The 23805-nt window shown below is 40.0% G+C and carries 17 protein-coding genes, 1 rRNA gene and 1 other annotated feature; of the genes, 2 read left to right on the forward strand and 16 right to left on the reverse strand.

The features are described from left to right. Positions 1-14: 14 nt before the first annotated feature. The 3 genes from BUF11_RS13560 to BUF11_RS13570 all read right to left on the reverse strand — a co-directional run bounded on the left by BUF11_RS13560 (position 15) and on the right by BUF11_RS13570 (position 2542). A complete protein-coding gene (locus tag BUF11_RS13560; protein WP_073589387.1) occupies positions 15-893 on the reverse strand; it encodes a flotillin family protein in 879 nt (292 codons plus the stop codon). Between the two features lie 23 nt (positions 894-916). Next, the gene (locus tag BUF11_RS13565; RefSeq protein WP_073589388.1) at positions 917-1852 is read right to left on the reverse strand and encodes a magnesium transporter CorA family protein; all 936 of its coding nucleotides are present in this window, start codon (positions 1850-1852) and stop codon (positions 917-919) included. A 348-nt stretch (positions 1853-2200) separates the two neighbouring features. Beyond that, on the reverse strand, positions 2201-2542 hold the full coding sequence (locus tag BUF11_RS13570; RefSeq protein ID WP_073589423.1) for a LysM peptidoglycan-binding domain-containing protein: 342 nt from the start codon (positions 2540-2542) through the stop codon (positions 2201-2203). A 329-nt stretch (positions 2543-2871) separates the two neighbouring features. On the opposite strand from BUF11_RS13570, the gene BUF11_RS13575 reads away from it, so the two are divergent. Continuing rightward, a complete protein-coding gene (locus BUF11_RS13575) occupies positions 2872-7191 on the forward strand; it encodes a 2-hydroxyacyl-CoA dehydratase (RefSeq protein WP_084558653.1) in 4320 nt (1439 codons plus the stop codon). Positions 7192-7300: 109 nt separating this feature from the next. Here the strand turns inward: BUF11_RS13575 and BUF11_RS13580 are convergent, their stop codons facing one another. The 5 genes from BUF11_RS13580 to BUF11_RS13600 form a co-directional block, all read right to left on the reverse strand. Further along, positions 7301-8407, reverse strand: coding sequence for a glycoside hydrolase family 172 protein (locus BUF11_RS13580; protein ID WP_073589389.1), 1107 nt, complete (start codon positions 8405-8407; stop codon positions 7301-7303). A 12-nt stretch (positions 8408-8419) separates the two neighbouring features. Beyond that, positions 8420-9247, reverse strand: coding sequence for a carbohydrate ABC transporter permease (locus BUF11_RS13585; protein ID WP_073589390.1), 828 nt, complete (start codon positions 9245-9247; stop codon positions 8420-8422). Beyond that, positions 9244-10176, reverse strand: coding sequence for a carbohydrate ABC transporter permease (locus tag BUF11_RS13590; RefSeq protein ID WP_073589391.1), 933 nt, complete (start codon positions 10174-10176; stop codon positions 9244-9246). Before BUF11_RS13590 ends, BUF11_RS13585 begins: the two co-directional genes overlap by 4 nt. A gap of 73 nt (positions 10177-10249) precedes the next feature. Next, complete coding sequence (locus tag BUF11_RS13595) at positions 10250-11575, reverse strand: ABC transporter substrate-binding protein (RefSeq protein ID WP_073589392.1); 1326 nt, start codon at positions 11573-11575, stop codon at positions 10250-10252. Between the two features lie 35 nt (positions 11576-11610). Next, a complete protein-coding gene (locus tag BUF11_RS13600; RefSeq protein WP_073589393.1) occupies positions 11611-13062 on the reverse strand; it encodes a glycoside hydrolase family protein in 1452 nt (483 codons plus the stop codon). Positions 13063-13449: 387 nt separating this feature from the next. On the opposite strand from BUF11_RS13600, the gene BUF11_RS13605 reads away from it, so the two are divergent. After that, the gene (locus BUF11_RS13605) at positions 13450-14481 is read left to right on the forward strand and encodes a LacI family DNA-binding transcriptional regulator (RefSeq protein ID WP_073589394.1); all 1032 of its coding nucleotides are present in this window, start codon (positions 13450-13452) and stop codon (positions 14479-14481) included. A gap of 104 nt (positions 14482-14585) precedes the next feature. Here the strand turns inward: BUF11_RS13605 and tyrS are convergent, their stop codons facing one another. The 8 genes from tyrS to BUF11_RS13650 form a co-directional block, all read right to left on the reverse strand. Then, entirely contained in the window at positions 14586-15794 is a 1209-nt protein-coding gene (tyrS, locus tag BUF11_RS13610) for a tyrosine--tRNA ligase (protein ID WP_073589395.1), read from the reverse strand. 78 nt (positions 15795-15872) lie between these two features. Beyond that, positions 15873-16135: a binding site (T-box leader), on the reverse strand. 291 nt (positions 16136-16426) lie between these two features. Further along, positions 16427-17101, reverse strand: coding sequence for a uracil-DNA glycosylase (gene ung, locus BUF11_RS13620; RefSeq protein ID WP_073589396.1), 675 nt, complete (start codon positions 17099-17101; stop codon positions 16427-16429). Between the two features lie 87 nt (positions 17102-17188). Beyond that, positions 17189-17959: an imidazole glycerol phosphate synthase subunit HisF gene (gene hisF / locus BUF11_RS13625; RefSeq protein ID WP_073589397.1), complete on the reverse strand. Its 771-nt coding sequence runs from the start codon at positions 17957-17959 to the stop codon at positions 17189-17191. Between the two features lie 10 nt (positions 17960-17969). Further along, on the reverse strand, positions 17970-18572 hold the full coding sequence (hisH, locus tag BUF11_RS13630) for an imidazole glycerol phosphate synthase subunit HisH (RefSeq protein WP_073589398.1): 603 nt from the start codon (positions 18570-18572) through the stop codon (positions 17970-17972). A gap of 174 nt (positions 18573-18746) precedes the next feature. Further along, entirely contained in the window at positions 18747-20123 is a 1377-nt protein-coding gene (locus tag BUF11_RS13635) for a hypothetical protein (RefSeq protein ID WP_073589399.1), read from the reverse strand. A 103-nt stretch (positions 20124-20226) separates the two neighbouring features. Further along, entirely contained in the window at positions 20227-21123 is an 897-nt protein-coding gene (locus tag BUF11_RS13640) for a chemotaxis protein (protein WP_073589400.1), read from the reverse strand. Between the two features lie 216 nt (positions 21124-21339). Then, a complete protein-coding gene (locus BUF11_RS13645; RefSeq protein ID WP_073589401.1) occupies positions 21340-23229 on the reverse strand; it encodes a leucine-rich repeat protein in 1890 nt (629 codons plus the stop codon). A 236-nt stretch (positions 23230-23465) separates the two neighbouring features. Beyond that, a 23S ribosomal RNA gene (locus tag BUF11_RS13650) occupies positions 23466-23805 on the reverse strand; the annotation flags it as partial.

The raw sequence follows: 23805 nt of genomic DNA on the forward strand, positions 1-23805 counted from the left end.
TTTTTATTTAAAATTTAATGATTACTATTCTCCGGCTTTTTAACATGCTCATGTGTAAATAAGTGATCCATGCAATACTCATAGTTGCCGTCACACTTGGAACAGAACCTGAATTCCAGATTCTCATCATCTAACTCTGTTCTTCCGCAGATTGCACATTTATGACGCGTAATTTGCCTTCTTCCGTTGAAATCCACTACATTATTGCCTTTTTCACCGCTTCTTACCTGACTCTTAAAGTTCCGCTTTCTCTTAACCTCATTCGGTGAAAACCTCTTATACTTTCTGCTGGAAAAGAAGTATAGCAAAAAATTGCCAAGGGCTATAACAATAGCAAATGCTATAAAATAATTTCCCGAAGCAATGGCTTTATATAGCTGCATTCCGAGAAACAGCACATCCAGATAAGCCAAATATTTTATTTTTATAGGTATAATGAAGAAAAGCAGTATCTGAGTATTCGGATACAAAGTGGCAAAAGCTAAGAACATGGCATAATTGATATAATCCATGCCAAGAGGTATGCTGACATTCGCAACCATATAATATACTACCACAGCCAGGACATTTAACAGCAAGCCGCTAAAATAGTAAAGGTTAAAACGAAAAGCTCCCCATGCATTCTCTAACGCCGAGCCAATCATATAATAAAAGTAAATTCCAATGGCAGCAAATAACATGTTATCAAACTGAGGCTGTATTAAAAAGGTGACTATTCTCCATACCTGTCCCTGCAGCAGCTTATCAATATCAAGCATTAAATACTGCTGATAGAACAGTGGATTTATCTGATTGATAATAAAACCTGTAGCATAGAGAATCGATACATATAGCATCAGGTTATGGATTGCATATCTGCCGAACTTGCGTTCCAGCTTATTTAAAAAATTCATTCATTCACATCCTTTAATTATTCCTAAAACAGGTCTTTCTTGCGGAATACCATGGCAATACAAAAAGTCACAATCAAAGTAATAGCGATTATTATGCCAAATCCATAGTGTGCATGTTCAAAGGGTATCCCTTCTACGTTCATACCGAAAAAACTGGCAATCATTGTAGGTATGGACATAACAATGGTGACGGTTGCAAGAAACTTCATAACGATATTCAGATTATTTGATATGACAGAAGCAAAAGCATCCATGGTTCCGCTTAAGATTCCGCTGTATATATTAGCCATCTCGATGGCCTGTTTATTCTCTATGATGACATCCTCAAGCAGCTCTGTATCCTCAGGATATTGCTTTATACTGTCTATCTTTAACATCTTCTCTAATACCACTTCATTTGCCCGCAAAGAGGTGGTAAAGTACACCAGGCTTTTTTCCAGTTCCAAAAGGTCAATCAATTCACTGTTCTTTGTTGAGATATGCAATTTATGTTCGATCTGTTCGCTTCTTCTGTCAATAATCCTTAGGTACTGTAAGAATACACTGGCATTCTTATAAAGAATCTGGAGAATAAACCTCGTTTTCTTATAAGTATAAAAGTCTCTTACCCTGCCGTCCATAAAGCCTTTTAATACCTTGGTTTCTTCCAGGCATACCGTAATAATAAAATCCTTGGCCACAATAATAGCAAGAGGTATTGTAACATACCTGTCTTTGTCGTTTCTTTCTTCCATTGTAGGGATGTCCACCAAAATCAGGGTATAGTCATCCTCTACTTCAATTCTTGAGCGCTCCTCTTCATCCAGAGGTGCTCTTAAGTGGTCAATATCAATGTGGCAGTTTTCGGATATTTCAAGTAATTCCGTGGCTGATGGGTCCGTCATAACTACCCAGCATCCTGCCTCAATCGTATCAAGATAATGTATTCCGTCCTCAAATGTCTTTAAAATCTCAATCATGATTCACTCCTTCTACTGCACGGCAAAGCAGAAGAAGTTTCAGACCTAAACTGCCCCGTACAGTGCGTTATTTTGTTTTAATCGTCGATACTCACAACTGGGTCCCGCTTCCATACGGTGCTTACGTCCTTTCTCTAAAATTGATGCCATTGGCATCCTTTGATTATCGTGATTTGGTGTCCACTACATTATATGTTTTCTAACATTTAAAGTCAAATAAAAATCTTGAAAAGAAAAATGAAAATTTTATATCCAAAACCAGCATCAAGAGAGCTGCTGCAAGATTGTTTTGTGTACGGATTTTTCTAAATTGCAGCAGCTCCCATATTCTGTATCCCCTTAAACTCCTTATTCCGGTTCACTTGGAATATTTAACCTGGTACCCGGTAAAAGCATCATCTGACTTAAACTGTTATTTTTTAGCAAGTCTTCCGGAGTGATTTCAAACCTATCCAGTACTGATTGTACAGAATCTCCTTCTTCCACTACATACTCGAATACCTCATTCTGACTTGCCCCTACAATAACCGGAATACAGATCTCGTCTCCTACCTGAAGGTTATATATGTCTACAAAGGGATTAAGTCTCAAAATTAAAGGCAAGGGGACATTATTCTCTCTGCTGATGCTATATAGGGTGTCCCCCTGCTCAATCACATAATTCATGCAACGGTATTCACTAAAGTTCATGTTCCATCCTTCCACGCCCGTAACCTGATTGTCTGAATATTCACCGCAGGTCACAATAGGCTGCGTTTTGTTTCCTTATATTATATTAATGAGGACGGTTATTTGTTCCAGATATTGCTGTTATGTCCTTGGTATATCTCTATATTTTCCCAATTTAACCGGTAGAGTAAAATTCCAGTGTTGAACTTCCCATTTTTGTGTCGTATAATATAGGTTATCGGAATTACGCTATAATATAGAAATATGAAAAGCAATTTCTATGGTTGTAATCATTTTATGTTCATCTCATATATTATAGTGTTACAATTCTTGTTAAGGAGGTAAGCCGTTTGAGCGATTATAAAAAACCATACACTTTAGGAATCGATATTGGCTCCACTACCGTTAAAATTGCGGTATTAAATACAGAAAATAAAATCCTCTTCTCTGAATATGAGCGCCATTTTGCTAACATTCAGGAAACCCTAGCCAAGCTGTTAAAAAATGCTGCCGGACAATTGGGCAATGTAAAAATAGCCCCTATGATAACCGGTTCCGGTGGTCTTACTATATCAAAGCATCTTGGTATTCCTTTTGTACAGGAGGTTGTCGCTGTATCTACTTCCCTGCAGAATTATGCTCCGAAAACTGATGTGGCAATCGAACTTGGCGGTGAAGATGCCAAGATTATATATTTTACCGGCGGAATTGAACAAAGGATGAACGGCATTTGCGCAGGGGGTACCGGTTCTTTTATAGACCAGATGGCTACCCTTCTTAATACCGATGCATCAGGCCTTAACGAATATGCGAAAGAATACAAGGCCATTTACCCCATAGCCGCAAGATGCGGCGTATTTGCTAAATCCGATATCCAGCCCTTAATCAATGAAGGTGCAACAAAGCCGGATTTATCCGCCTCTATCTTTCAGGCAGTTGTCAGCCAGACCATCAGCGGTCTTGCCTGCGGCAAACCCATCCGGGGAAATGTAGCTTTCTTAGGAGGTCCTCTGCACTTCTTAACTGAGTTAAAGAACGCTTTTATCCGTACCTTAAACCTCACAGAAGACCAGATAATAGCACCTGAACATTCCCACCTCTTTGCAGCCGTAGGTGCTGCAATGAACAGCAAATATGATACCCTTATTACTCTGGAGGAGATTGCTGCAAAGCTGACAGAGGGAATTACCATGGATTTTGAAGTAAACCGTATGTCGCCTCTGTTTAAGGATAAAAAGGAATATAACGATTTTAAGGAACGTCATTCCAGACAAGCAGTAAAAAAGGCTGATTTAAAGACTTATAAAGGTGACTGCTATCTGGGTATTGATGCAGGCTCCACCACTACCAAAATAGCTGTTGTGGGTGAAGACGGCTCCCTTTTGTACTCCTTCTACAGTAATAACAACGGCAGTCCCTTAAAGACTGCAATAAAAGCCATGAAAGAAATCTACTCCATTCTTCCGAAAGAGGCCAGGATAATCCGTTCCTGCTCCACAGGCTACGGTGAAGCTCTTCTGAAATCAGCCCTTATGATGGATGAAGGAGAAGTTGAAACCGTCGCCCACTACTATGCTGCCGCATTCTTTGAACCAAAGGTAGACTGTATCTTAGATATCGGCGGTCAGGATATGAAATGCATCAGGATTAAGAATAATACCGTTGACAGTGTCCAGTTGAATGAAGCCTGCTCCTCGGGCTGCGGTTCCTTTATTGAGACCTTTGCCAAATCTTTAAACTATGAAGTAGCTGATTTTGCGGAAGTTGCTCTTTTTGCCAAAAATCCTGTTGACTTAGGTTCCAGATGTACCGTGTTCATGAATTCCAAAGTAAAACAAGCACAAAAGGAAGGCGCACAGGTAGCAGATATTTCTTCCGGCCTGGCTTATTCCGTTATTAAGAATGCTATCTTTAAGGTTATAAAGATTACCGACCCGAAGGATTTGGGAGAGCACGTAGTTGTACAGGGAGGTACTTTCTATAACGAGGCAGTTCTAAGAAGCTTTGAACTTCTTACCGGCTGTAAACCTGTAAGACCGGATATTGCCGGAATTATGGGTGCTTTTGGTGCAGCCTTAATTGCCAGAGAGCACTATCAGGGCGAAGAAAGCACTCTGCTCTCTCTTGATAAAATTAACGAATTAACAATTGAATCTTCTATGGCAAGATGCAAAGGCTGTACAAATAACTGCCGTCTTACCATTAACCGTTTTACCGGCGGAAGACAGTTTATCAGCGGAAACCGCTGTGAAAAAGGCCTGGGCAAAGCCAAAAATACAGCCAATGTACCGAATTTATTTGATTACAAATTAAAGTCCCTCTTCTCCTATGAACCACTGGCCGAGGATAAAGCCCCCAGAGGCGTAGTAGGAATACCAAGAGTGCTTAATATGTATGAAAATTATCCCTTCTGGTTTACTTTTTTTACAGAGCTTGGATACCGCGTAATTCTTTCACCTGATTCAAGCAGAAAGATTTATGAGATGGGAATTGAATCCATTCCCAGTGAATCCGAATGCTATCCTGCAAAACTTGCCCACGGACATATTATGTGGCTTATCAAGCAGGGAGTTGACTTTATCTTCTATCCAAGTGTTCCTTATGAACGCTGCGAAGTACCGGGTGCGGGTAACCATTACAATTGCCCCATTGTTGCTTCCTACAGCGAGAATATCAAGAACAATGTGGAAGAGCTTAGAAGTGATAAAATACGCTACGAAAACCCTTTTATGTCCTTTGAAAATGAGGAAATCTTAAGTAACCGCCTTGTTGCAATTATGAAAGACATCAACAACGCTTCTGCAAAAGAAGTAAAGTCTGCCGCTCATAAAGCCTGGGCTGAGCTTGAGGCCAAGAGAAAGGACATTCAGAATAAAGGTGAAGAAACCATTGCTTACCTGATTGAAAACGGCAAAAAAGGTATTGTTTTAGCCGGCCGTCCTTACCATATTGATCCCGAAATCAATCACGGCATCCCTGAACTGATTAACTCTTATGATGTTGCCGTACTCACAGAGGATTCCGTTTCCCACTTAGGAAAGGTTGACAGACCTCTTGTGGCAGTTGACCAGTGGATGTACCATTCCAGACTATACGCCGCTGCTTCTTACGTAAAGACTATGCCGAGTCTTGAACTGATTCAATTGAATTCCTTTGGCTGCGGTCTGGATGCTGTTACAACTGATATGGTTAATGATATTCTAACCAAATCCGGCAAGATTTATACCGTCTTAAAAATAGATGAAGTAAATAATTTGGGAGCTGCCAGAATCCGGGTCCGTTCTCTTTTATCCGCTGTCAGTGACAGGGACAGAAAGAAAACCTCCTGCAATGTTCCCATTGCATCAGATGCTCATACCAGGGTTGTATTTACGGAAGAGATGCGTAAGAACTATACCCTTCTCTGCCCCCAAATGTCACCTATTCACTTTGATATCCTGCAAAGTGCCTTAAGAACCGGCGGATACAATGTTGAGATTCTGGCCAATGATAATCATTCAGCAGTAGATGTAGGCTTAAAATACGTTAATAATGATGCCTGCTACCCCTCTCTGATGGTAGTAGGACAGATTATGGATGCACTGCTGTCAGGAAAATATGACTTAAATAAAGTAGCCGTCATGATTACCCAGACAGGCGGCGGCTGCCGTGCCACCAATTATATTAATTTTATTAGAAGAGCTCTTGCAAAGGCCGGTATGACTCAGATTCCTGTTATTTCTTTAAGTGTAACGGGACTGGAAAAGAATCCGGGTATGAAATATACACCGAAGCTGATAATGAGCGCTGTACAGGCCCTGGTATACGGCGATGTATTCATGAGAGTATTGTACCGCACAAGGCCCTATGAAGAAGTTCCCGGTTCTGCTAATGCTCTGTACCAAAAGTGGAATGAAAAGTGCAAGACAGCCGTAACCAATGCAAAGTGGGGTGAATTCAAGAAAAACATCAGGGGCATTATTGAAGACTTTGATAATCTGCCTTTGAAAGATATAAAAAAACCCAGAGTTGGTATTGTAGGTGAAATTCTGGTGAAATTCCTCCCTGCCGCCAACAACTATCTGGTTGAGTTACTGGAGGCAGAGGGAGCAGAAGCAGTAGTTCCTGATTTATTAGATTTCTTTATGTATTCCTTCCATAATGCAAGCTTTAAAGCGGATTATTTAGGCTTTAAAAAGTCTTCGGCAAGAATAAGTAACCTGCTAATTAAGGCACTTGAATTATGCAGAAAGGAAGCAAAGGTTTCTTTCGAGAAGAGCAAGCGCTTTACTCCTCCGGTACCGATTAAAACTCTCGCTGAATACGCTACTCCTATTGTGTCAGTAGGTAATCAAACCGGTGAAGGCTGGTTTCTAACCGGTGAAATGGTAGAATTAATCCATTCCGGTGTTAAAAACATTGTATGTACCCAACCTTTTGCCTGCCTTCCTAACCACATTGTAGGCAAGGGTGTTATTAAAGAGCTAAGGCTTAGATATCCTGAATCCAACATTGTGGCAGTAGACTACGATCCCGGTGCCAGTGAGGTTAACCAATTAAACCGTATCAAGCTTATGCTTGCCACTGCGGTCAAGAATATGGAGAGTAAGCCGCTCCACAACATGGAAATTAAAGATATCTACCACACGCCTCCGGTTACTTCAAAGACCAGTTTTGAGACCGGTATATAATAAAACATCAAGAGGGTGTCCTAAAAGTCAGCCAGTCATGAGATTGGCAGACTTTTGTGACACCCTTTTTGCAGCCTGAAAGCTAATTTCATCCTTCTCTTTGAATACGTTATCTGGGCCAGCGCTCTTTGCGCTTTAGCAGCGGTCCAAAGGGGTTGTGGGGTTCTTTCTGATACCAGTAAGCCACTGTTGCCACATCATCCTGCCTTTCGAATAATCCTCCATGGCATACTCCAATCTGCTGAATGGTTACTTTCAGATCTTCCTCAAACAGTACCGGGTCCATTATATGCCACCGGTAAAAGCTTCTCTGGGGCATCTGGTCATCATTATGGTAATCGTTGTGAATAAACGTATCATGATTTGAATAATAAGGAAAACCCATAAAGGCTGTACAGTAGGTATTTTCTACGGTCCTTCCCTTCTCCTGGGTTGCAAAGCTCCAAGCCCCGCCAAAGTAGTCTTCTGTTCCGGTTCCGCAAATGGTCGGATATTTTTCATCACCGTCCAGATAGAACTTTATTTCGCCTTCTCCGTACCAATAACGCTCCAGGGTTGTCAATGCCATATAGGTTCCCACATACTGCCCTTTTCCTCTTACTCCGTCTAAAATCACATAATCCTTCCCTTTTTCGGTCAGGCGCTCCCTTTTCCATTGTGCATGAAAATAGCCGGTATTAGCCGGCAATTCATCATACAAACAATAATCCACCTGATAAAAAAACGCGTTGACATCTTCATCGTTCTGATTTTCGATAGTAATCTTTGCTTTCTTTTCAAAAGGCATAGGAAAATAGCAGTTAAAGCCCCTGGTCGGATTTACTGCGACAGGCATGGAATTAACAGGATATGATACGCCAAAACCGCAGCAGAAAAAGTCTCCCAGAGGACTCTCTACAGAAGGTTCCGCTTCCCCATCCCAGTACATCCTAAGCACCAAATCCCTTAGCACATAACGGCTGCGGTCACTGGTACGGTCGGTTACGGTAATCCAGATATGCTGAACAACTCCCGGCCCCTCAATTTCGGCCAGAGTTTCTGTTCCTCCGGCTGTCAGCTTCGGAATGCAGGGAGAGCCTTTTCTGCCAGGCCCTAACTCACTGGCAGCCATACCCCCCTTACCCTTTTCTCCTTTTCTGTTTTCCCAGTTAATGGCTCTGCTCTTTCCATTCTTTAAAACCGGTAATGTCTCCATGCTATTATAAAACATCAACATCTCCTCCTTCCATTATCCCTTGGTTGCCCCCATCGTCATACCGGCAGTAACCCAGCGGTTTAATACAAAGTAAACAATCATGGGCGGCAGTATAGCAATTGTAATTGCCGCAAAAGTAGAACCCCAGTCCACATTGCCAAAGGCTCCTACGTAATCCTTTAAGCCCATTGCCACCGTCTTTGCGGCACTGTCACTAATAAAGGTATTAGCAAAAATAAAATCATTCCAGATTAATATACTGTACATGGATGCAATGGTAATTATGGTGTTTCGGGTCAGGGGAAATACGATTTTTGCAAAAATACGGTAAGTACTGCATCCATCAACAATAGCCGCTTCCAACAGCTCATTGGGTAAAAAGCTGTAGAAACTGTAAAACATCATGACAGAAAGCGGCAGTGCAAATCCTACCTGCGGCAGAATCAGCGAAAAAGAGGTATTCAGAATTCCTATTTTACTGTAGAAAATAAACAGAGGAATCAATGTAATCTGAACCGGAACCATGATACCAAAGGTAAAAAAAGCATATACTTTCTTTGTAGCCCTGAAATTAAACTTTGCCAATGCAAATCCCGCCGTGGAACTTAATGCCACAATTAACAGCAGTGAAATGCCCGTAACCTTTAAGCTGTTCCACATGTATAACCCGATTTTACCATCCTTAAAAACTTTTATAAAATTCATTAAAGTGGGATTGTGTGGAAACGAAAAGGGAGTTGAAGCCAGTTCTACTGTCGGCTTGATGCTGGCCATAAACAGCCAAAGAATCGGATAAAGCTGTATCACCAAGAAGAATAAAATAATCAAACTAAAAATAATCTTTCCTGCTTTCTTTTTCATAGGTCCTTTACACTCCTTCCCTTTTTCTTAAGTTTTTGCATTTTTCTGGTTTCCCTGTCCTCTCTGGAAGTAAAGCCTGCTCTTAGGAGAGACACCACCAATATGCTTTCAATAATAATAAATACCGCAAGGGTACTGCCATAACCATATTGGTTGCTGGAAAAGGCTTTTTTATACATATATGTTGACATCAATTCACTGACATTTCCCGGACCTCCGCTTGTTAACAAAAACGGAATGTCAAAGCCTCTAAGAGCTCCTGTAAGACACATGGTTAAAGTCAGTAAAAGTATGGGCTTAATCAAAGGCATCTTTATCCGGATCAAAATCTGCCATTCATTGGCCCCATCCACCTTTGCGGCTTCATATACCTGCGAGTCCAATGAAATCAGTGCCGCATAAAAAATAACCATATACATACCTGTAAATCTCCATCCTTCCGGAATGGATACACAGGCTAAAACCGTTTTAATATTCGTAAGCCAGGAAGTAGCAAGACCATTAAGCCCTACGGCATTTAGTATCTGATTTATTAAACCTTCAGGTTCCGTAGCATACATACTACGGAACAATTGGGTTACAGCTACCGTAGTTACTATACAGGGTACATAATATAATGTCTTTACCAATGTAACTTTACGCTTCATATAAGATAATAGTACCGCAAACATCAAACCTATTATAAGCTGCATGGAAACAACAATTAACAGATAGATCAGATTATTGAAAAAAGCCTTATAAAAAACTCTGTCTTGAAACATCAGTACATAATTATCGAATCCTACAAATTTCTTATCCCCTATTCCGCCCCATTTCATAAAACTTAACCGGATAGATTCTTCAATGGGGTAGAAAACTGCCAGTATATAAAATAATAATCCCGGCAGTAAAAATACCCAGAATGCTTTTTTGTCTTTTAATATTCCCATGGGTCACCTCAATTTGGGACTGCCGCAAAATGAATGCTTTATTTTCATCTCATTTGCGGCAGCCTCTTTTTGCCTATTGTTTATTGACTGCTATGGAATCATCCACCAGCTTAATAAAATCTTCTGCCGACATATCCCCGGAAGCTACCAACAGCATATTGTCCTGCATGATTGCGTTGGTACCGGAATCCAGATAAGTATCCCAGGGCTTTAAGAAATGTTCACCCGTATTGTTCATATCTTTCTGAATTCTTAAATAGAGATCCGTGAATTTAATATCCTTTGGCAATTCCGTCTTAATAGGTGACATCTGCTGTCTGCCGGCATAGATTTTACCATAATTATCGATTACATAGAGTATGAAATCTTTTGTTTTCTCATCAAAGGTTTTTGTATTAAATGCCATACCGATACCGGAATTAACACAGAATTCGTTTGCTCCCGTTTTGCCGTCAGGAGTAGTCGGAAGATAAAAATAGTCAACCTTTCCGGCCTCATACTGCTCTAACATAGCTGCCTGCTCCCAGTCACCTATATAATACATGGCAGATTTTCCATCAAGAAATAAAGACTGGGCAGTTGCATAATCCGTTGCCGCAAAACCTTCATTGAAATATTGTCCCATCTGCTGTAAAAACTTAATCGATTTCATTCCGGTTTCATCCCCCATAGATGCTTTCCCGTCACGAAGATTGATTATATAGTCATTACCGGTATCACGGAAAGGTAACATTGCCAAGTAGCGCTGTACCGGCCATCTGTCAACTCCGTCTACGGAAATAGGTGTTATGCCGTTTGCCTTTAACTTCGCACAGACATCCAGCCATTCATCCACTGTCTTTGGAACTTCCACCTTATTGGCAGCGAAGATTTCCTTATTATACCAGATCATTTCCACATGATATTCCAAAGGCAGTGTATACATGGAACCGTCGGTAAATTCCTGGTATTTTAATGCTATGGGATAAAAATCATCGTATTTTCCCTCATCTTTCAAAAAGGACTTTACATCTACCAACATTCCTGCATCCACTAACTCTTTGCAATATGGATCTGCATCAATATCGATAATGTCCGGCATATTATTACCGGCAATCAATGTTTTCAGTTTTTGAAGATAGGAAGGCCTGTCCGCTGTTGTCTCTACCTGCAGCTCCCAATTACCCCCATGTTCCTCACTGTACTGCTTGGCAATCTCTCTCATAGTTAAATCAATTGCTCCGTCAACCGGCCTTGAAGCCAGCCATTTTACAACCGTTTTTTCTTCCGAAGATTTTGACGGATTCTTTCCGGAATCCGAACCACCGGAACCTGTATTATCCGTTTTTCCGCCACAGCCAGTTAATAGAGCAGTAACCATTGTAAACACCATAAGTAAGCTAATCAACCTTTTTTTCATCTTATTCTCTCCTTTTCTTTATCGAAACAAAAGTACTATCCTTTTGTTCTAATAACTATTTTCCGTATAACGGCTTTTCCCTGCACCAGGTACAATCCCGCATATCCGCCACAATGATCATACATTCTGGTTGACAGTGCAACTTCATTATTTATGTATACTACACAGATATCCTCTTCGCGTATTAACAGAATATGGTATCTGTTCCCCTCCGGTAATCTTCTGACAGTTTCTACCTGATAAGCTATATCCCCCTTTATCTGCCACTGATAGAAACCCTGTTCGCTTCTTGGCCACATATCCCATGCAGCCATATTCTTTTTACGGTCCATTTTAAGAAAATACCCTTTTTCCATTTCTTTATCCACATGGACAGCAATTCCAAATTCATAGGCCTCTTCGACTTCAATATCAAATTCTAAGCTAAAAGTATCCTTTGGCACAGGGAACAAAGCTGCTCCAAGCATCTGGCTCCTCATAAGCCAGGTATCCTGTTCCTGCTTTACTTCACAATGAAAACTGCTAAATTGCTCCGGTTTTTCACTTTTCTTAAAATACTGCTCCATTCCTTTTGCAGGCCTTGCCTTTAGAAACCCTGTATTTTCTTCCTGATAGATTTCATGAAACACCATAGTCCCTCCCCATTCCCAAGGTCCAAAATCAGTGCTCCCCTTTTTACTGGGTATCCAGCCGAAAGCAAATCTTTGTCTGCCGTCGGAAGCTGTCTTTATCGCGTAATTAGCCCTGGAATCAAATACATCATCCTCCGGAATAATCCAGGGTCCCTTAAGGTCTTTTGCCATCCTGTAATGGGTTACAAACCGGTCATTAAAAGTAGAAAACACCAGATACCACCATTCTCCCATCCGGAAAACTTCCGGACATTCCATGGTCACATACATATTCGGTTCAAAAAATGGTTCGGCATAACTCCAATCCTCTAGGTCTTTTGACTTGCAAAGGGCAATACACCCTCCTCTTAATGCTCCTTCCCCCTTTCTTCTGGCAGCTAAGAGCATCCAATACTGTTCTTCCTCTTCATTCCAAAATACATAAGGATCCCTCCAGTCGAAGGATTCATATATAGTGTCATCCGCCACAAACAGGAAATCTTCATCATTTTCCAGATGATAAATGTCTGTGCCTCTGGCTCTCATCACAGACTGGACACTCTTTCCATTAATCGTAATATCTGCATTATAAGCAGTATAATATGCATAATATATCCCACTGCTGTCCTTTATAACCGAACCGGTATACGCATTTTTGTTGGGCTTATCCTCTCCGCCCCGCTTTATTGCTTCCCCATGGTAATCCAAATGGACAAAATCCTTTGTCGTCACCAAATGCCAGGTAGTTTCCTCTGCATATTCATCTTTCTTACACCTTGGATCATGGAGATAAAAACCATAATATACCCCGTCTTCATAATAGGGAATCAAATCCCCCACCCACGCATCTTCTGGCTTATAAAATAATTTTGACATAAAACATTCTTACCTTTCATTTTGAATAAATGCACATTTTGCACCAATTCATTTTTAGTTTATATTAACTTTAGCTATTGGAACTTAATTATTCTCTACATCTATATAATATATTTTTTTTAAGCTATTTTCAATAGTTTTTGTGCATATTATATATTTTCTGTGTTTTTATCAAATATTTTTTATATATTTTATACATTATATACAAGGATAACTATGTTTTGTGTGCATTTATCCCCTCCTATGCACAGTGTTTACTCTTATGGAACATTTTTGTCATTTCAATAATCATTCGCCATCATATGCACCCATGCATTATTTGCATTTATATTTGCATTTTTTCACTTTATATAATATAATTAAAAAAAACAAAGGAGACCCGTGATAATGAAATGTACAATTAAAGATATTGCAGAAGCTTTGCACATATCGCGCAACACAGTATCAAAAGCCCTTAGCGGCAGTCCGGGTGTTTCGGATACAACCAGAAGGATGATTCAGGAAAAAGCAAGAGAGATGAATTATCAGAATTCCATCATGGAATACAATTCCTCCGCTTCTGCTGCCACTCTGGGTTCCATTCTTTTTCTGACCCGGGCATCGGCCAATTATTCTGAATTCTGGACCAATGTTTTAAAAGGTATTGAGTCCGTATTACGGCCCCACAGCTATAGCCTTGTATTGGGAATTATGAATGAAAATGACCTTAAGAACCTTCTATTCCCCTCCATACTAGGTGATCCCATGATAAAAGGAATTATTCTGGTAGAGATTTGTGATGAGCGTGTTATCAGTGCATTGTTCCGATACAATCTTCCGATTGTAACAGTAGATATGCCCAGAGATTATGAGCAGATTATGGGCAAATTAGATATTATAACAATGGAAAACAAGATAAACTTAAAACTTTTGGTTACAAAATTAATTGAAAAAGGAGCCAGCCGTTTTTCCTTTGCAGGTGATATTTATTCCTCGAATGTCGGAAGGGGCTTTCAGGAACGATATGATGCCCTCTGCGAAACCTTAAAAAGCTTCAAATTAAAGCTGGACGATAAATGTTCGCTGCTTTATGATACGGATGATAAATTTATGGACTTTCCTTACCTGATAGATAAGATTAAAAAAATGCAATCCCTGCCGGATGTTTTTATCTGCGGCAATGACTGGACAGGAATTCAATTAATGCATGCTCTGCAATTCTTGGGATACCGTATCCCAAAAGACGTCTCCATCGTAGGTTTTGATAACATTCCTGAATCCGGTAAAGTACATCCTCCCCTTACCACAATAGACACGCCAAAAGAGCAACTCGGCATTGCGGCAGCCAACTGCATTATAGAGCGAATCAAGAACCCCGGTATCCCACGTGTTTATTCCCAATATACTACTTCACTGATTATCAGGGAATCCACCGTTTAAAGATTGCACCTTTAAAAAGAAACACCGGCTATGACTGCATCATACGTAAGAAAAGTCTTCCGTCTGATGCAGTCATAGCCGATAGTTTCATTCAACCGCTGCTCTTATTTAATAATCTTTGCGAATTTCTTTTTACCGATTTTTATAACATCGCCGCAGATTAGCACCTGGTCCAATTCTTCCATTGTAAGTACTCTTCCGTTAAGAGATGTTCCTCCCTGGGATAAAATCCTCCTGAATTCACTGCCGCTTTTAACATACTCTTCCTCTATAAGCTTTGGAATGATGCCTGCAAGAGTATCCTTATCCAAGTCAATCACCAGTTCCGGTATGGATTCCGGTATCCCTTTATTCATAAAAGCTTCCTTGTAGTATTTCTCGGCATTAGCTGCCTCATCTTTATGATATAAGTTCGTTACAATTCTGGCTAACTCGTACTTTACATCCCTGGGATTGCGCCCTTGCGTAAGTTCCTCCTTAAGTCTTGCTACTGCATCAGGATGTTCATCCGTTACCAGCTCATAGTATCTGATAATCAGGGAGTCCGGAACCTCCATCACTTTCTTGAACATAACCTCGGCAGGCTCATGAATACCGATATAATTGCCGAGGCTCTTACTCATCTTTTCTACTCCGTCAAGCCCTTCCAAAATTGGCATAAAGACTGCTGCCTGCGCTTCCATCCCCATCCATTTCTGAAGGCTGCGCCCCATTAATATGTTAAAGGTCTGGTCTGTTCCTCCGATTTCAATATCAGCTTTTAGTGCCACCGAATCATATGCCTGCATCAAGGGATAAAAGAATTCGTGAAGACCGATAGGGACATTATTCTTATACCGTTCTGTGAAATCGTCCCTCTCCAGTATTCTGGCAACGGTAACCGAAGCAGCCAGCCGTATGACTTCCTCAAAATCCAGCTGCTTAAGCCAGCTGCTGTTAAATACCACTTCTGTCTTCTCTTGGTCTACAATTTCAAAAATCTGATCCGTATAAGTCTTGGCATTCTCCTTCACCTGTTCTTCACTAAGTGCTGCCCGTCCCTTTGACTTTCCGGTAGGATCTCCGATTCTTCCGGTAAAATCTCCGATAACAATAACCGCTCTGTGCCCTAAATCCTGCATCTGACGTATTTTACGAAGCACTACGCTGTGTCCCAGGTGGATATCCGGCGCACTTGGATCAAGTCCTAACTTAATAGTAAGTCCTCTGTTTTCCGCAATTGCTCTTACAAGCTTATTCCTTAAATCCTCCTCTCCTACAATTTCCTTTGCCCCCTTGGCAATAATTCTCATCTGCTCTTCAACTGATTTCATTTTCTTCTTGTCCTTTCTCATTTTTTATGAGATAAGCGCGTGTTTTATAAAAGAACAAAAAAGCCCCCGTCCTTCTACTGAAAGGACGAGGGCATATATCTCGTGTTACCACCTTTTCTTTATAAACAATTCGCATTGCTTACCTCTTCAAGTACTCCATTAAAATGGGTTATACTCTAGCACTATAACGTGTGCAGGTTACGTTGCAGCCTACTTCATAAACTATGGTTCGGTGCACAGCTCAAAGATGTATTCATAATCAGACTGCCATGCGCCTCTCATCTACCGGCTGCTTTCTGTTTGGATTACCGACTATTACTTCTTCTTATCATTGCTTTTAAGACTTATGAAATTGTATTCATTATATTGATGTTTCCCTTGTTTGTCAAGCTAATTATTTTTTTCACCCTTTAAGTATACGGAAGCTACAAGACATCTTATCTCCTGACTGGTTTGATTATTACTGTTGTGTCGATAGCCGCAAAGCCCTGTTGATATGGTCTATCTCAATATTTCTGCTTGTTATCAGCAGAATGGGCAAATACACCGCCTGGACTTCCGGTAATAGCAATGCGGTATCTGATAAAATGCCGCATACGGTATTCATATGCTATAATTGCTTCGTTTTACACTTAAATATCCTCAATCTGCCAGTCAATAGGGGTAAGTCCATTGGCCTTTAGAAATTCATTGGTTTTGCTAAAGTGCCTGCAGCCGAAAAATCCCCTGTAGGCTGACAGAGGGCTTGGATGCGGCGCCTCCAAAATAAGATGCTTCGGATTGGTAAGCATGGGTTTCTTAAGTCCGGCAGGCCTCCCCCACAAAAGGAACACAATGGGTCTGTCAATAGAATTCACCGCATGAATTACTGCATCCGTGAATTCCTCCCAGCCTTTTCCCTGATGGGAATTGGCCTGATGTGCCCGCACCGTAAGCACGGTGTTCAAGAGAAGAACTCCCTGCTTGGCCCATTTTACCAGATAACCATTATTGGGAACCCTAAGGCCCAAATCATCCTCCAGTTCCTTATAAATATTTAAAAGGGAGGGCGGAATTTCCACTTCCGGCTTCACCGAAAAGCATAGCCCATGTGCCTGTCCCACATTATGGTAGGGATCCTGCCCGATTATAACCACCTTAATCTCGTTCAAGGGCGTCAGATGGAAGGCGTTAAAAATATCATCTGCCTGGGGATATATCATATAGTTGCTGTATTCTTCTTTTATAAAACGATAAAGGTTTGCATAATAAGGTTTGCGAAACTCTTCACCAATTGCTTCTAACCAATCATTTGTAATGGCACTCATATCAATTAATCCTTTCTTATACTAGCTCCCATTGCATAATCCATCTGCCCGCAAATGGATTACTGCCACCAATCAGAGAGGTGTAAATTATGCTTTTCTATAATTTACGCTAATTCCGTTACTGCTAAGATACTCCTTTAAATCCCTGATCTCAAGTTCCTTATAATGGAAAAGAGAAGCTGCAAGAACTGCATCTGCCTTTCCTTTCGTAAAAGCATCCAGAAAATGCTCTTTCTTACCTGCACCTCCTGAGGCAATGACAGGGATGGACACATTTTCCGAAATAATTCTTGTAAGCTCTAAATCATATCCATCCTTGGTTCCGTCACAATCCATACTGGTAAGCAGAATCTCACCAGCACCAAGTTTGTCCGCTTTCATTGCCCATTCCACTGCATCAATTCCCACATCCACACGACCGCCGTTTTTATAAATATTCCACCCGGACCCATCTTCTCTTCTTTTGGCATCAATTGCAACTACCACACACTGCCGTCCAAATTTATCTGCTGCTTCGGATATCAAAGCAGGATTTAAAATAGCCGCCGTATTCACAGCAATCTTATCCGCACCCTCTCTTAATATTGCTCTGAAATCCTCAATGCTTCGGATTCCTCCCCCTACAGTAAAGGGAATGAAAACAGTCTCTGCCACCCTTCTTACCATATCAAGCTTAATATCTCTCGCATCAGAAGAAGCCGTAATATCCAGGAATACCAGTTCATCTGCACCTGCTTTATCATAGGCCCGTCCGACTTCCACCGGATCACCTGCATCCCGCAAATTTAAAAAATTAATTCCTTTAACAACACGTCCGTTATGGACATCCAGACATGGAATAATCCTTTTTGTAAACATCTTCGGCCTCCTAAACCTTAGCAAAATTTTTTAATATCTTAAGCCCTACTTCACCGCTTTTTTCCGGATGAAACTGGCAGGCAAAAATATTGTCCTTTTCCACTGCCGCATGTATCATAACTCCATACTGCGTCGAAGCTGCTACCTCTTCTTCCTTTTCCGCTTTCAGGTAATAGGAATGAACAAAATATACATAGGACTGGTCAGGAACAGAGGAAAAAAGCTTTGTACCCTCTTTTATAGTAAGTGAATTCCACCCCATATGGGGAATCTTAAGTCCTGCACTATCCGGTATACGAAGAATCCTCCCATTTAAAATGCCGAGTCCCGGAACTCCCGGTGCCTCTTCACTTGATTCAAACATAAGCTGAAGTCCAAGGCAGATACCAAGGAATGGCTTGCCGCTTGCTGCTTCCTTTATTACATCAACCAAATGGTAATTCTCAAGCTTTTTCATGGCTTCTCCAAAAGCTCCAACACCGGGCAGTATTACCTTATCTGCCATAAGTATCTCTTCTCTGCTTCTTGTTACCACAGCATCTTCTCCCAGATAATGCAAAGCCTTCTCAACACTTTTCAAATTACCTGCATCATAATCAATTATAGCTATCATGTCCTTGTCCTTTCTGTTGTGCTTCCTTGTTCCTTTATTTTATAATAGCTTATTTATAAAAACAAGTCTAAAAGAAACTTTATGCAGCTTATACTCACCTTTCCTCTTACTAAACTTAAAGTGCAGCAGCAAACAAGCTCTATTGTCTGCAACTGCACTCCATCGTAATAAAATCTAATCATTATTGTATTTTTCACTGGCAGTATTAATAACCTTCACACTGTATTTTGCCTGGTCATCAATAGTATTAATAGTTTTTGCCTGTTTTTCAGTAAGCCCATACGACTTTTTCAATTCTTTTAATATTTGCTTTTTAACAGAGGATAGATTTTTTTCTATTCCAAGTTCCTTCGCATGGTCGATATGTATCTCATAACGGTCAAGCCCTTTTAAGAGGGAGTCCAGCGCCTCCGGGTATTTCTTCATTTCCATGTAGTTATAGTAAGAATTCAACTCTTTATTAACATACATAGTGGTCATGATCCTATCGTAAGTCTTATAATCCTGCTTTCTAACATTAAGACCATATATCTCATAATAAGCTTCTGTATATCTTCCTCTGGAGTACTCTAAACTTGCACTTTTTACACTAAGATTATAGGAATACGCCTTAGTTCCTATAATTACAACACCTGCAATCAGTATGAAAAATGTCATTATAAATACTACCCCAAGAGTATTTAACTTTACATTATCATCCGGATCGGGAGGGGTAAGTTCTTTTTTTTCTTGCTTCTTTTGCTGCTTTATTGCTGCTTTGTCTGCTGCCGCCTTCTTCTTTTCTGCTTTTTTGGCATCGGCAACCTTTTTCTTTTCCGCTTTTGCGGCAGCCTTCTTTGCCTTTTCTTCCTTTTTCTTCTCGATTTTTGCCTTTTCTTCTTCTGTCAGCTGCGGTTCTGCCGGCTTCTTGTTCTTATTCTTATCTTGGGCTGCCGGCTTAGCTGCTTTACTTTTATCATCTTTAGCTTTTTTTTCTTTCTTTTCAGCCTTTGTTTTTACCTTAGGCTCTTTCTCTTCTTCCTTCTTATCTTTTTTCTCTTTCTTTGAAAAAAGTCCGCTAAAAAGTCCCGACTTTTCTTTTGGACTTCCCGCAAAATTTTCCGGAAGTTCTTCATCCTCAAGTCTGTCCATCGCACTAAGTGCATCAGAGAAAACATCTCCCATACTGTCGAGATTTTTAGATTTTGGAGAGGTATCCTTGGAGTCTGCCTCAAGAACCTCATCAGCTGCAAAACTGTCAGCTGTTTCCTCCTCATGGCTTGGTTCCTCACCGGTCACATTAAAATCATCCATAGAGAATATAGGGTCCGGCTCTTTTTCTTTTACAGGCTCTTTCTCTGCAACCTTATTAACGGTTTCCGGAATACTGTTATTCTTCTGTTTCTCATCCTGCGCTGATATCATATCAAGAAGTGCCAAAAGGTCCTCGTCTGCATCCTCCATATCCGATGCTTCATTTAAACGGCTATAAATATCTTCGCTACTGAAACTATCACTTCTGGTGTCCCCATTATTGTTAATTATATCTTTCTCATCCTTCATACTAGGCATATAACCTTTCTCTTACTGTCATTTTATTCTGCCCATTCGACACCTTTGATGTCTAAGCTTATGTATAGGATATCGGCAGGATACTTATATTTCTAAACCCCAATTACGCATTTACTAGTCCATCAATTACTTCAATTAAAGTACCTATCTCAGGTTTTGTTATCTGAGCATCGGCTCCCACTGATTTTCCCTTTATTCTCATTTCAGGATTAATTAACGATGAGAATATAATTACCGGCAATTCCTTTAACTCTTTATCGGATTTAATCAGTTTTGTCAAATGATGCCCATCCATTTGAGGCATTTCAATATCCGTTATGACACATTTGATTTTTTCAAAAACAGTACCGGCATTTTTTAAATCTTCAATTACTTCCCATGCTTCTGCTCCATTTTCAGTCATAATCAGATTAGAATAGCCAGCTCTTTCAAGAAAATCTTTGATTAATTTGCCTAACAAAGGGGAATCTTCGGCAATCAGAAGAGGAATATCATTTCTCTTCCCATTATGCAGATGGCTTATGTCAGAGACTTTCAATCCGGTTTCCGGATTAATATCTGTTATAATTCTTTCAAAATCTAAAATGACAATCAATTTACTGTCCCATTTTAGAATACCGGTAGCAGATGCATTAATAGTCTTGTCCGGTTTATTAATATCCTCCCATGATACACGGTGAATTCCGACTACTCCATGTACATGAAAAGCTATATTTAATTTATTAAAATTAGTCACAATATTCATATGACCAATTTTATCACCACCTTCATTTTCAGGTACATGAAGGGCCGTTGCTAAATTCACCAGTGTAATTATGTCTTCCCTTGGCATAAAAATGCCTTCGATAAAGGGATGCGCATTGGGAATTGGTGTCGGTTTCTGGTAGGGTAATATTTCTCTGACCTTTGCCACGTTTATTCCATAGAAATTCTCTCCGATCTTAAATTCCAAAATTTCCAGTTCATTTGTTCCGCTCTCCAGTAATACTCCACTTTCCATACTTGGTCCTCCCTAAGCTCTTTCCCCATAGTCTTTCTTTTCAGGTTAATCATATTATAGTATATATTTCTACAAACTTCAAACTTATTATACAAATAGTGTTAATTACCCATATATATTCATTCTATTTTCTTCCATTTTTCTATTATTTCAATGTTTCCAGGACTTTTCTCGGGAATACTCCTGACTATGCTTTCTCCTCTGCAGCAGCCATCATTACAGATGGAGATATCCCTCTTTTGTTGGTTCTTTCAATACAATTTCGCCTGAATTATGGGTACAGGCTGTCGGATTTGCCGTATTATTGGTACCGCCGTCCAAATTATATGAAATTGTATAAATTCCATCATATGCTAGAAACTGGATCCCATATGCCATAAATAAATCCTTATGTTTTTTCCAATACTCTTCTACAGCACTTCCGGTGTAGCCATATATATAAAATGGTGTTTCATTTTCCGTCCTTGCTATGCTGTAAATATCAAACGCCTCATCACTGATAAAAGTTACGGTTTGGGGAATTGTAACACTTGCCTTAGCATTGGGAAAGGCATAATCAGAAATAGTTGTCACATAATCTGCTACTGTTACATTATCCATCGAAGGTTCACATATTAGTATTGTTTTATCAGCATTATAAAGCACACCATCTGCACTGCTGTAATTAGTAATATTATTGGCCGTATACACCTCTATACCGGTTAATGAACGGCCTCCATATCTTATTTGCTTGCCATAGGACAACAAAGAAGAGGGAATTTTAATATAGGTAAGACGACTGCAATCTTCAAATAAATTATTCTTGATGTATTTCATTGTTGATGGAAAGGTAATAGATGATATCTCCATGTAATCGAAAATACCTTCTGCCGTATCCTCCACTCCTTCCGGCACCTTAATATCTCCTGCGGTATTTAAACAATTTAGCAATACTTTCTTATCCTTACTTAGTAAAAACCCGTTTTCATATGTATAAACAGGATTCTCACTGCTGAATTCTACTTTTTCCATTGCTGCATCACTGTCTAATACATTAATTCCAATACTGGTAACAGTCTTAGAAAAGGATATTTCCCGAAGTGATATACAGCTGGCAAATGCCCATCCTCCAATCTCCTTCACTCCCTCCGGTATTGTTACGGACTTTAAGGATGAGCAATGGCTAAACGCATGAAAATCTATTAAAGTAACGCTTTCAGGTATTTTAATGCTTTCCAGCTTCGTCTGTGAAAATGCACTGTCTCCAATCTCAATTAAGCCGTCGGGCAATGTTACTTTACTTAAGGTTCTTACTGAAAGGGCCTCTCTTCCCAGCTTTTTCACGCCTTTGGGCAAAATCACTTCTGTAACGGAAGAATTAGCAAATGCCCTATATCCAATTTCAGTAACTCCTTTAGGCACTGTAACTTTTCCTTTACTTTTCATAGCATCGAATAAAATCCCATTACAAATCAACATTGCACCTTTTTTAGATTGTACTTTATACCAGGCCGTCTTGTAAAAAGCTCCCTCCTTTATTTCTTTTAGCTTTTGAGATAACGCTATATCAGCCAACTTATCACAATTTGAAAAAGCATAACTACCTATGCTTGTTACAGAATTGGGTATTTTTATTTTTTTTAATGCAGTACAGCTTTGAAAAGCATAATCACCGATACTTGCTACTTTACCCGGTATTGTAATATCCTTTAAACTACCACATTCTGCAAAAGTATGGCTGTTTATTTCTACAATAGAGACAGGCAGTTTGATTTGTTCTAAACTTTTACAGCCGCTGAAAGCACCCCCACCAAGTCTGATAACGGAATCTGGAATCGTAATTTTTATCAGGCTGCTGCAATTTGCAAATGCTCCGTTATCTATTGTTTTTACTGATTTTGGTATTGAAATACTGACAATCTTACTTTTACCGTAAAATGCATTGACTCCGATACTTGTTACTGTATCTGGTATTACAACATTTTTACTGTTTCCCTGATACTTTTTGAGTGTTCCATTTTTAATGACAAAGTCCTCATTTTTAGCACTGATTCCAACTGGAAGCAATAATACGAATGACAGAATGCTCAAAAGAATTACATGATAAAATAACCGTTTTAGCTTCAAGATTACTTCCTCCTTATATAATAACTCTTTATAACTTTTTATATTTATGTATGTACTTATTATAACCTAACTATGTAAAATACCACAAGAATGTTTTACTGCATCTGCCTGTTGACTCTGGCTGAAGCATTGAGTTTTCCTGATAGAACAAAAAAATAGTACTAATTATCATATGGTGATAATTAGTACTATTCTAAACTTTATATAAACATACACATTTTAAATTCATCTAATTCTAGGTCAAGCCCTCGACCTATTAGTATTAGTCAGCTGCATGCATTGCTGCACTTCCACCTCTAACCTATCCACCTGATCGTCTTTCAGGGGTCTTACTAGCTTACGCTATGGGATATCTCATCTTGAGGGGGGCTTCACGCTTAGATGCCTTCAGCGTTTATCCCTTCCCGACTTGGCTACCCGGCCATGCACTTGGCAGTGCAACCGGTACACCAGAGGTCAGTCCAACCCGGTCCTCTCGTACTAAGGTCAGCTCCTCTCAAATATCCTACGCCCGCGCCGGATAGGGACCGAACTGTCTCACGACGTTCTGAACCCAGCTCGCGTACCGCTTTAATG

It is taken from the genome of Anaerocolumna xylanovorans DSM 12503 (assembly GCF_900143645.1).
Lineage (GTDB): Bacteria > Bacillota > Clostridia > Lachnospirales > Lachnospiraceae > Anaerocolumna > Anaerocolumna xylanovorans.

Excerpts from the sequence above, each read along its gene's own strand:
- BUF11_RS13580 (WP_073589389.1), bottom strand. The coding sequence starts at position 8,407 with ATGTTGATGTTTTATAATAGCATGGAGACATTACCGGTTTTAAAGAAT.
- BUF11_RS13570 (WP_073589423.1), bottom strand. The coding sequence starts at position 2,542 with ATGAACTTTAGTGAATACCGTTGCATGAATTATGTGATTGAGCAGGGG.
- BUF11_RS13560 (WP_073589387.1), bottom strand. The coding sequence starts at position 893 with ATGAATTTTTTAAATAAGCTGGAACGCAAGTTCGGCAGATATGCAATC.
- tyrS (WP_073589395.1), bottom strand. The coding sequence starts at position 15,794 with ATGAAATCAGTTGAAGAGCAGATGAGAATTATTGCCAAGGGGGCAAAG.
- BUF11_RS13635 (WP_073589399.1), bottom strand. The coding sequence starts at position 20,123 with ATGCCTAGTATGAAGGATGAGAAAGATATAATTAACAATAATGGGGAC.
- BUF11_RS13640 (WP_073589400.1), bottom strand. The coding sequence starts at position 21,123 with ATGGAAAGTGGAGTATTACTGGAGAGCGGAACAAATGAACTGGAAATT.
- ung (WP_073589396.1), bottom strand. The coding sequence starts at position 17,101 with ATGAGTGCCATTACAAATGATTGGTTAGAAGCAATTGGTGAAGAGTTT.
- hisH (WP_073589398.1), bottom strand. The coding sequence starts at position 18,572 with ATGATAGCTATAATTGATTATGATGCAGGTAATTTGAAAAGTGTTGAG.
- BUF11_RS13600 (WP_073589393.1), bottom strand. The coding sequence starts at position 13,062 with ATGTCAAAATTATTTTATAAGCCAGAAGATGCGTGGGTGGGGGATTTG.
- BUF11_RS13590 (WP_073589391.1), bottom strand. The coding sequence starts at position 10,176 with ATGGGAATATTAAAAGACAAAAAAGCATTCTGGGTATTTTTACTGCCG.
- BUF11_RS13585 (WP_073589390.1), bottom strand. The coding sequence starts at position 9,247 with ATGAAAAAGAAAGCAGGAAAGATTATTTTTAGTTTGATTATTTTATTC.
- BUF11_RS13605 (WP_073589394.1), top strand. The coding sequence starts at position 13,450 with ATGAAATGTACAATTAAAGATATTGCAGAAGCTTTGCACATATCGCGC.
- BUF11_RS13565 (WP_073589388.1), bottom strand. The coding sequence starts at position 1,852 with ATGATTGAGATTTTAAAGACATTTGAGGACGGAATACATTATCTTGAT.
- BUF11_RS13595 (WP_073589392.1), bottom strand. The coding sequence starts at position 11,575 with ATGAAAAAAAGGTTGATTAGCTTACTTATGGTGTTTACAATGGTTACT.
- hisF (WP_073589397.1), bottom strand. The coding sequence starts at position 17,959 with ATGTTTACAAAAAGGATTATTCCATGTCTGGATGTCCATAACGGACGT.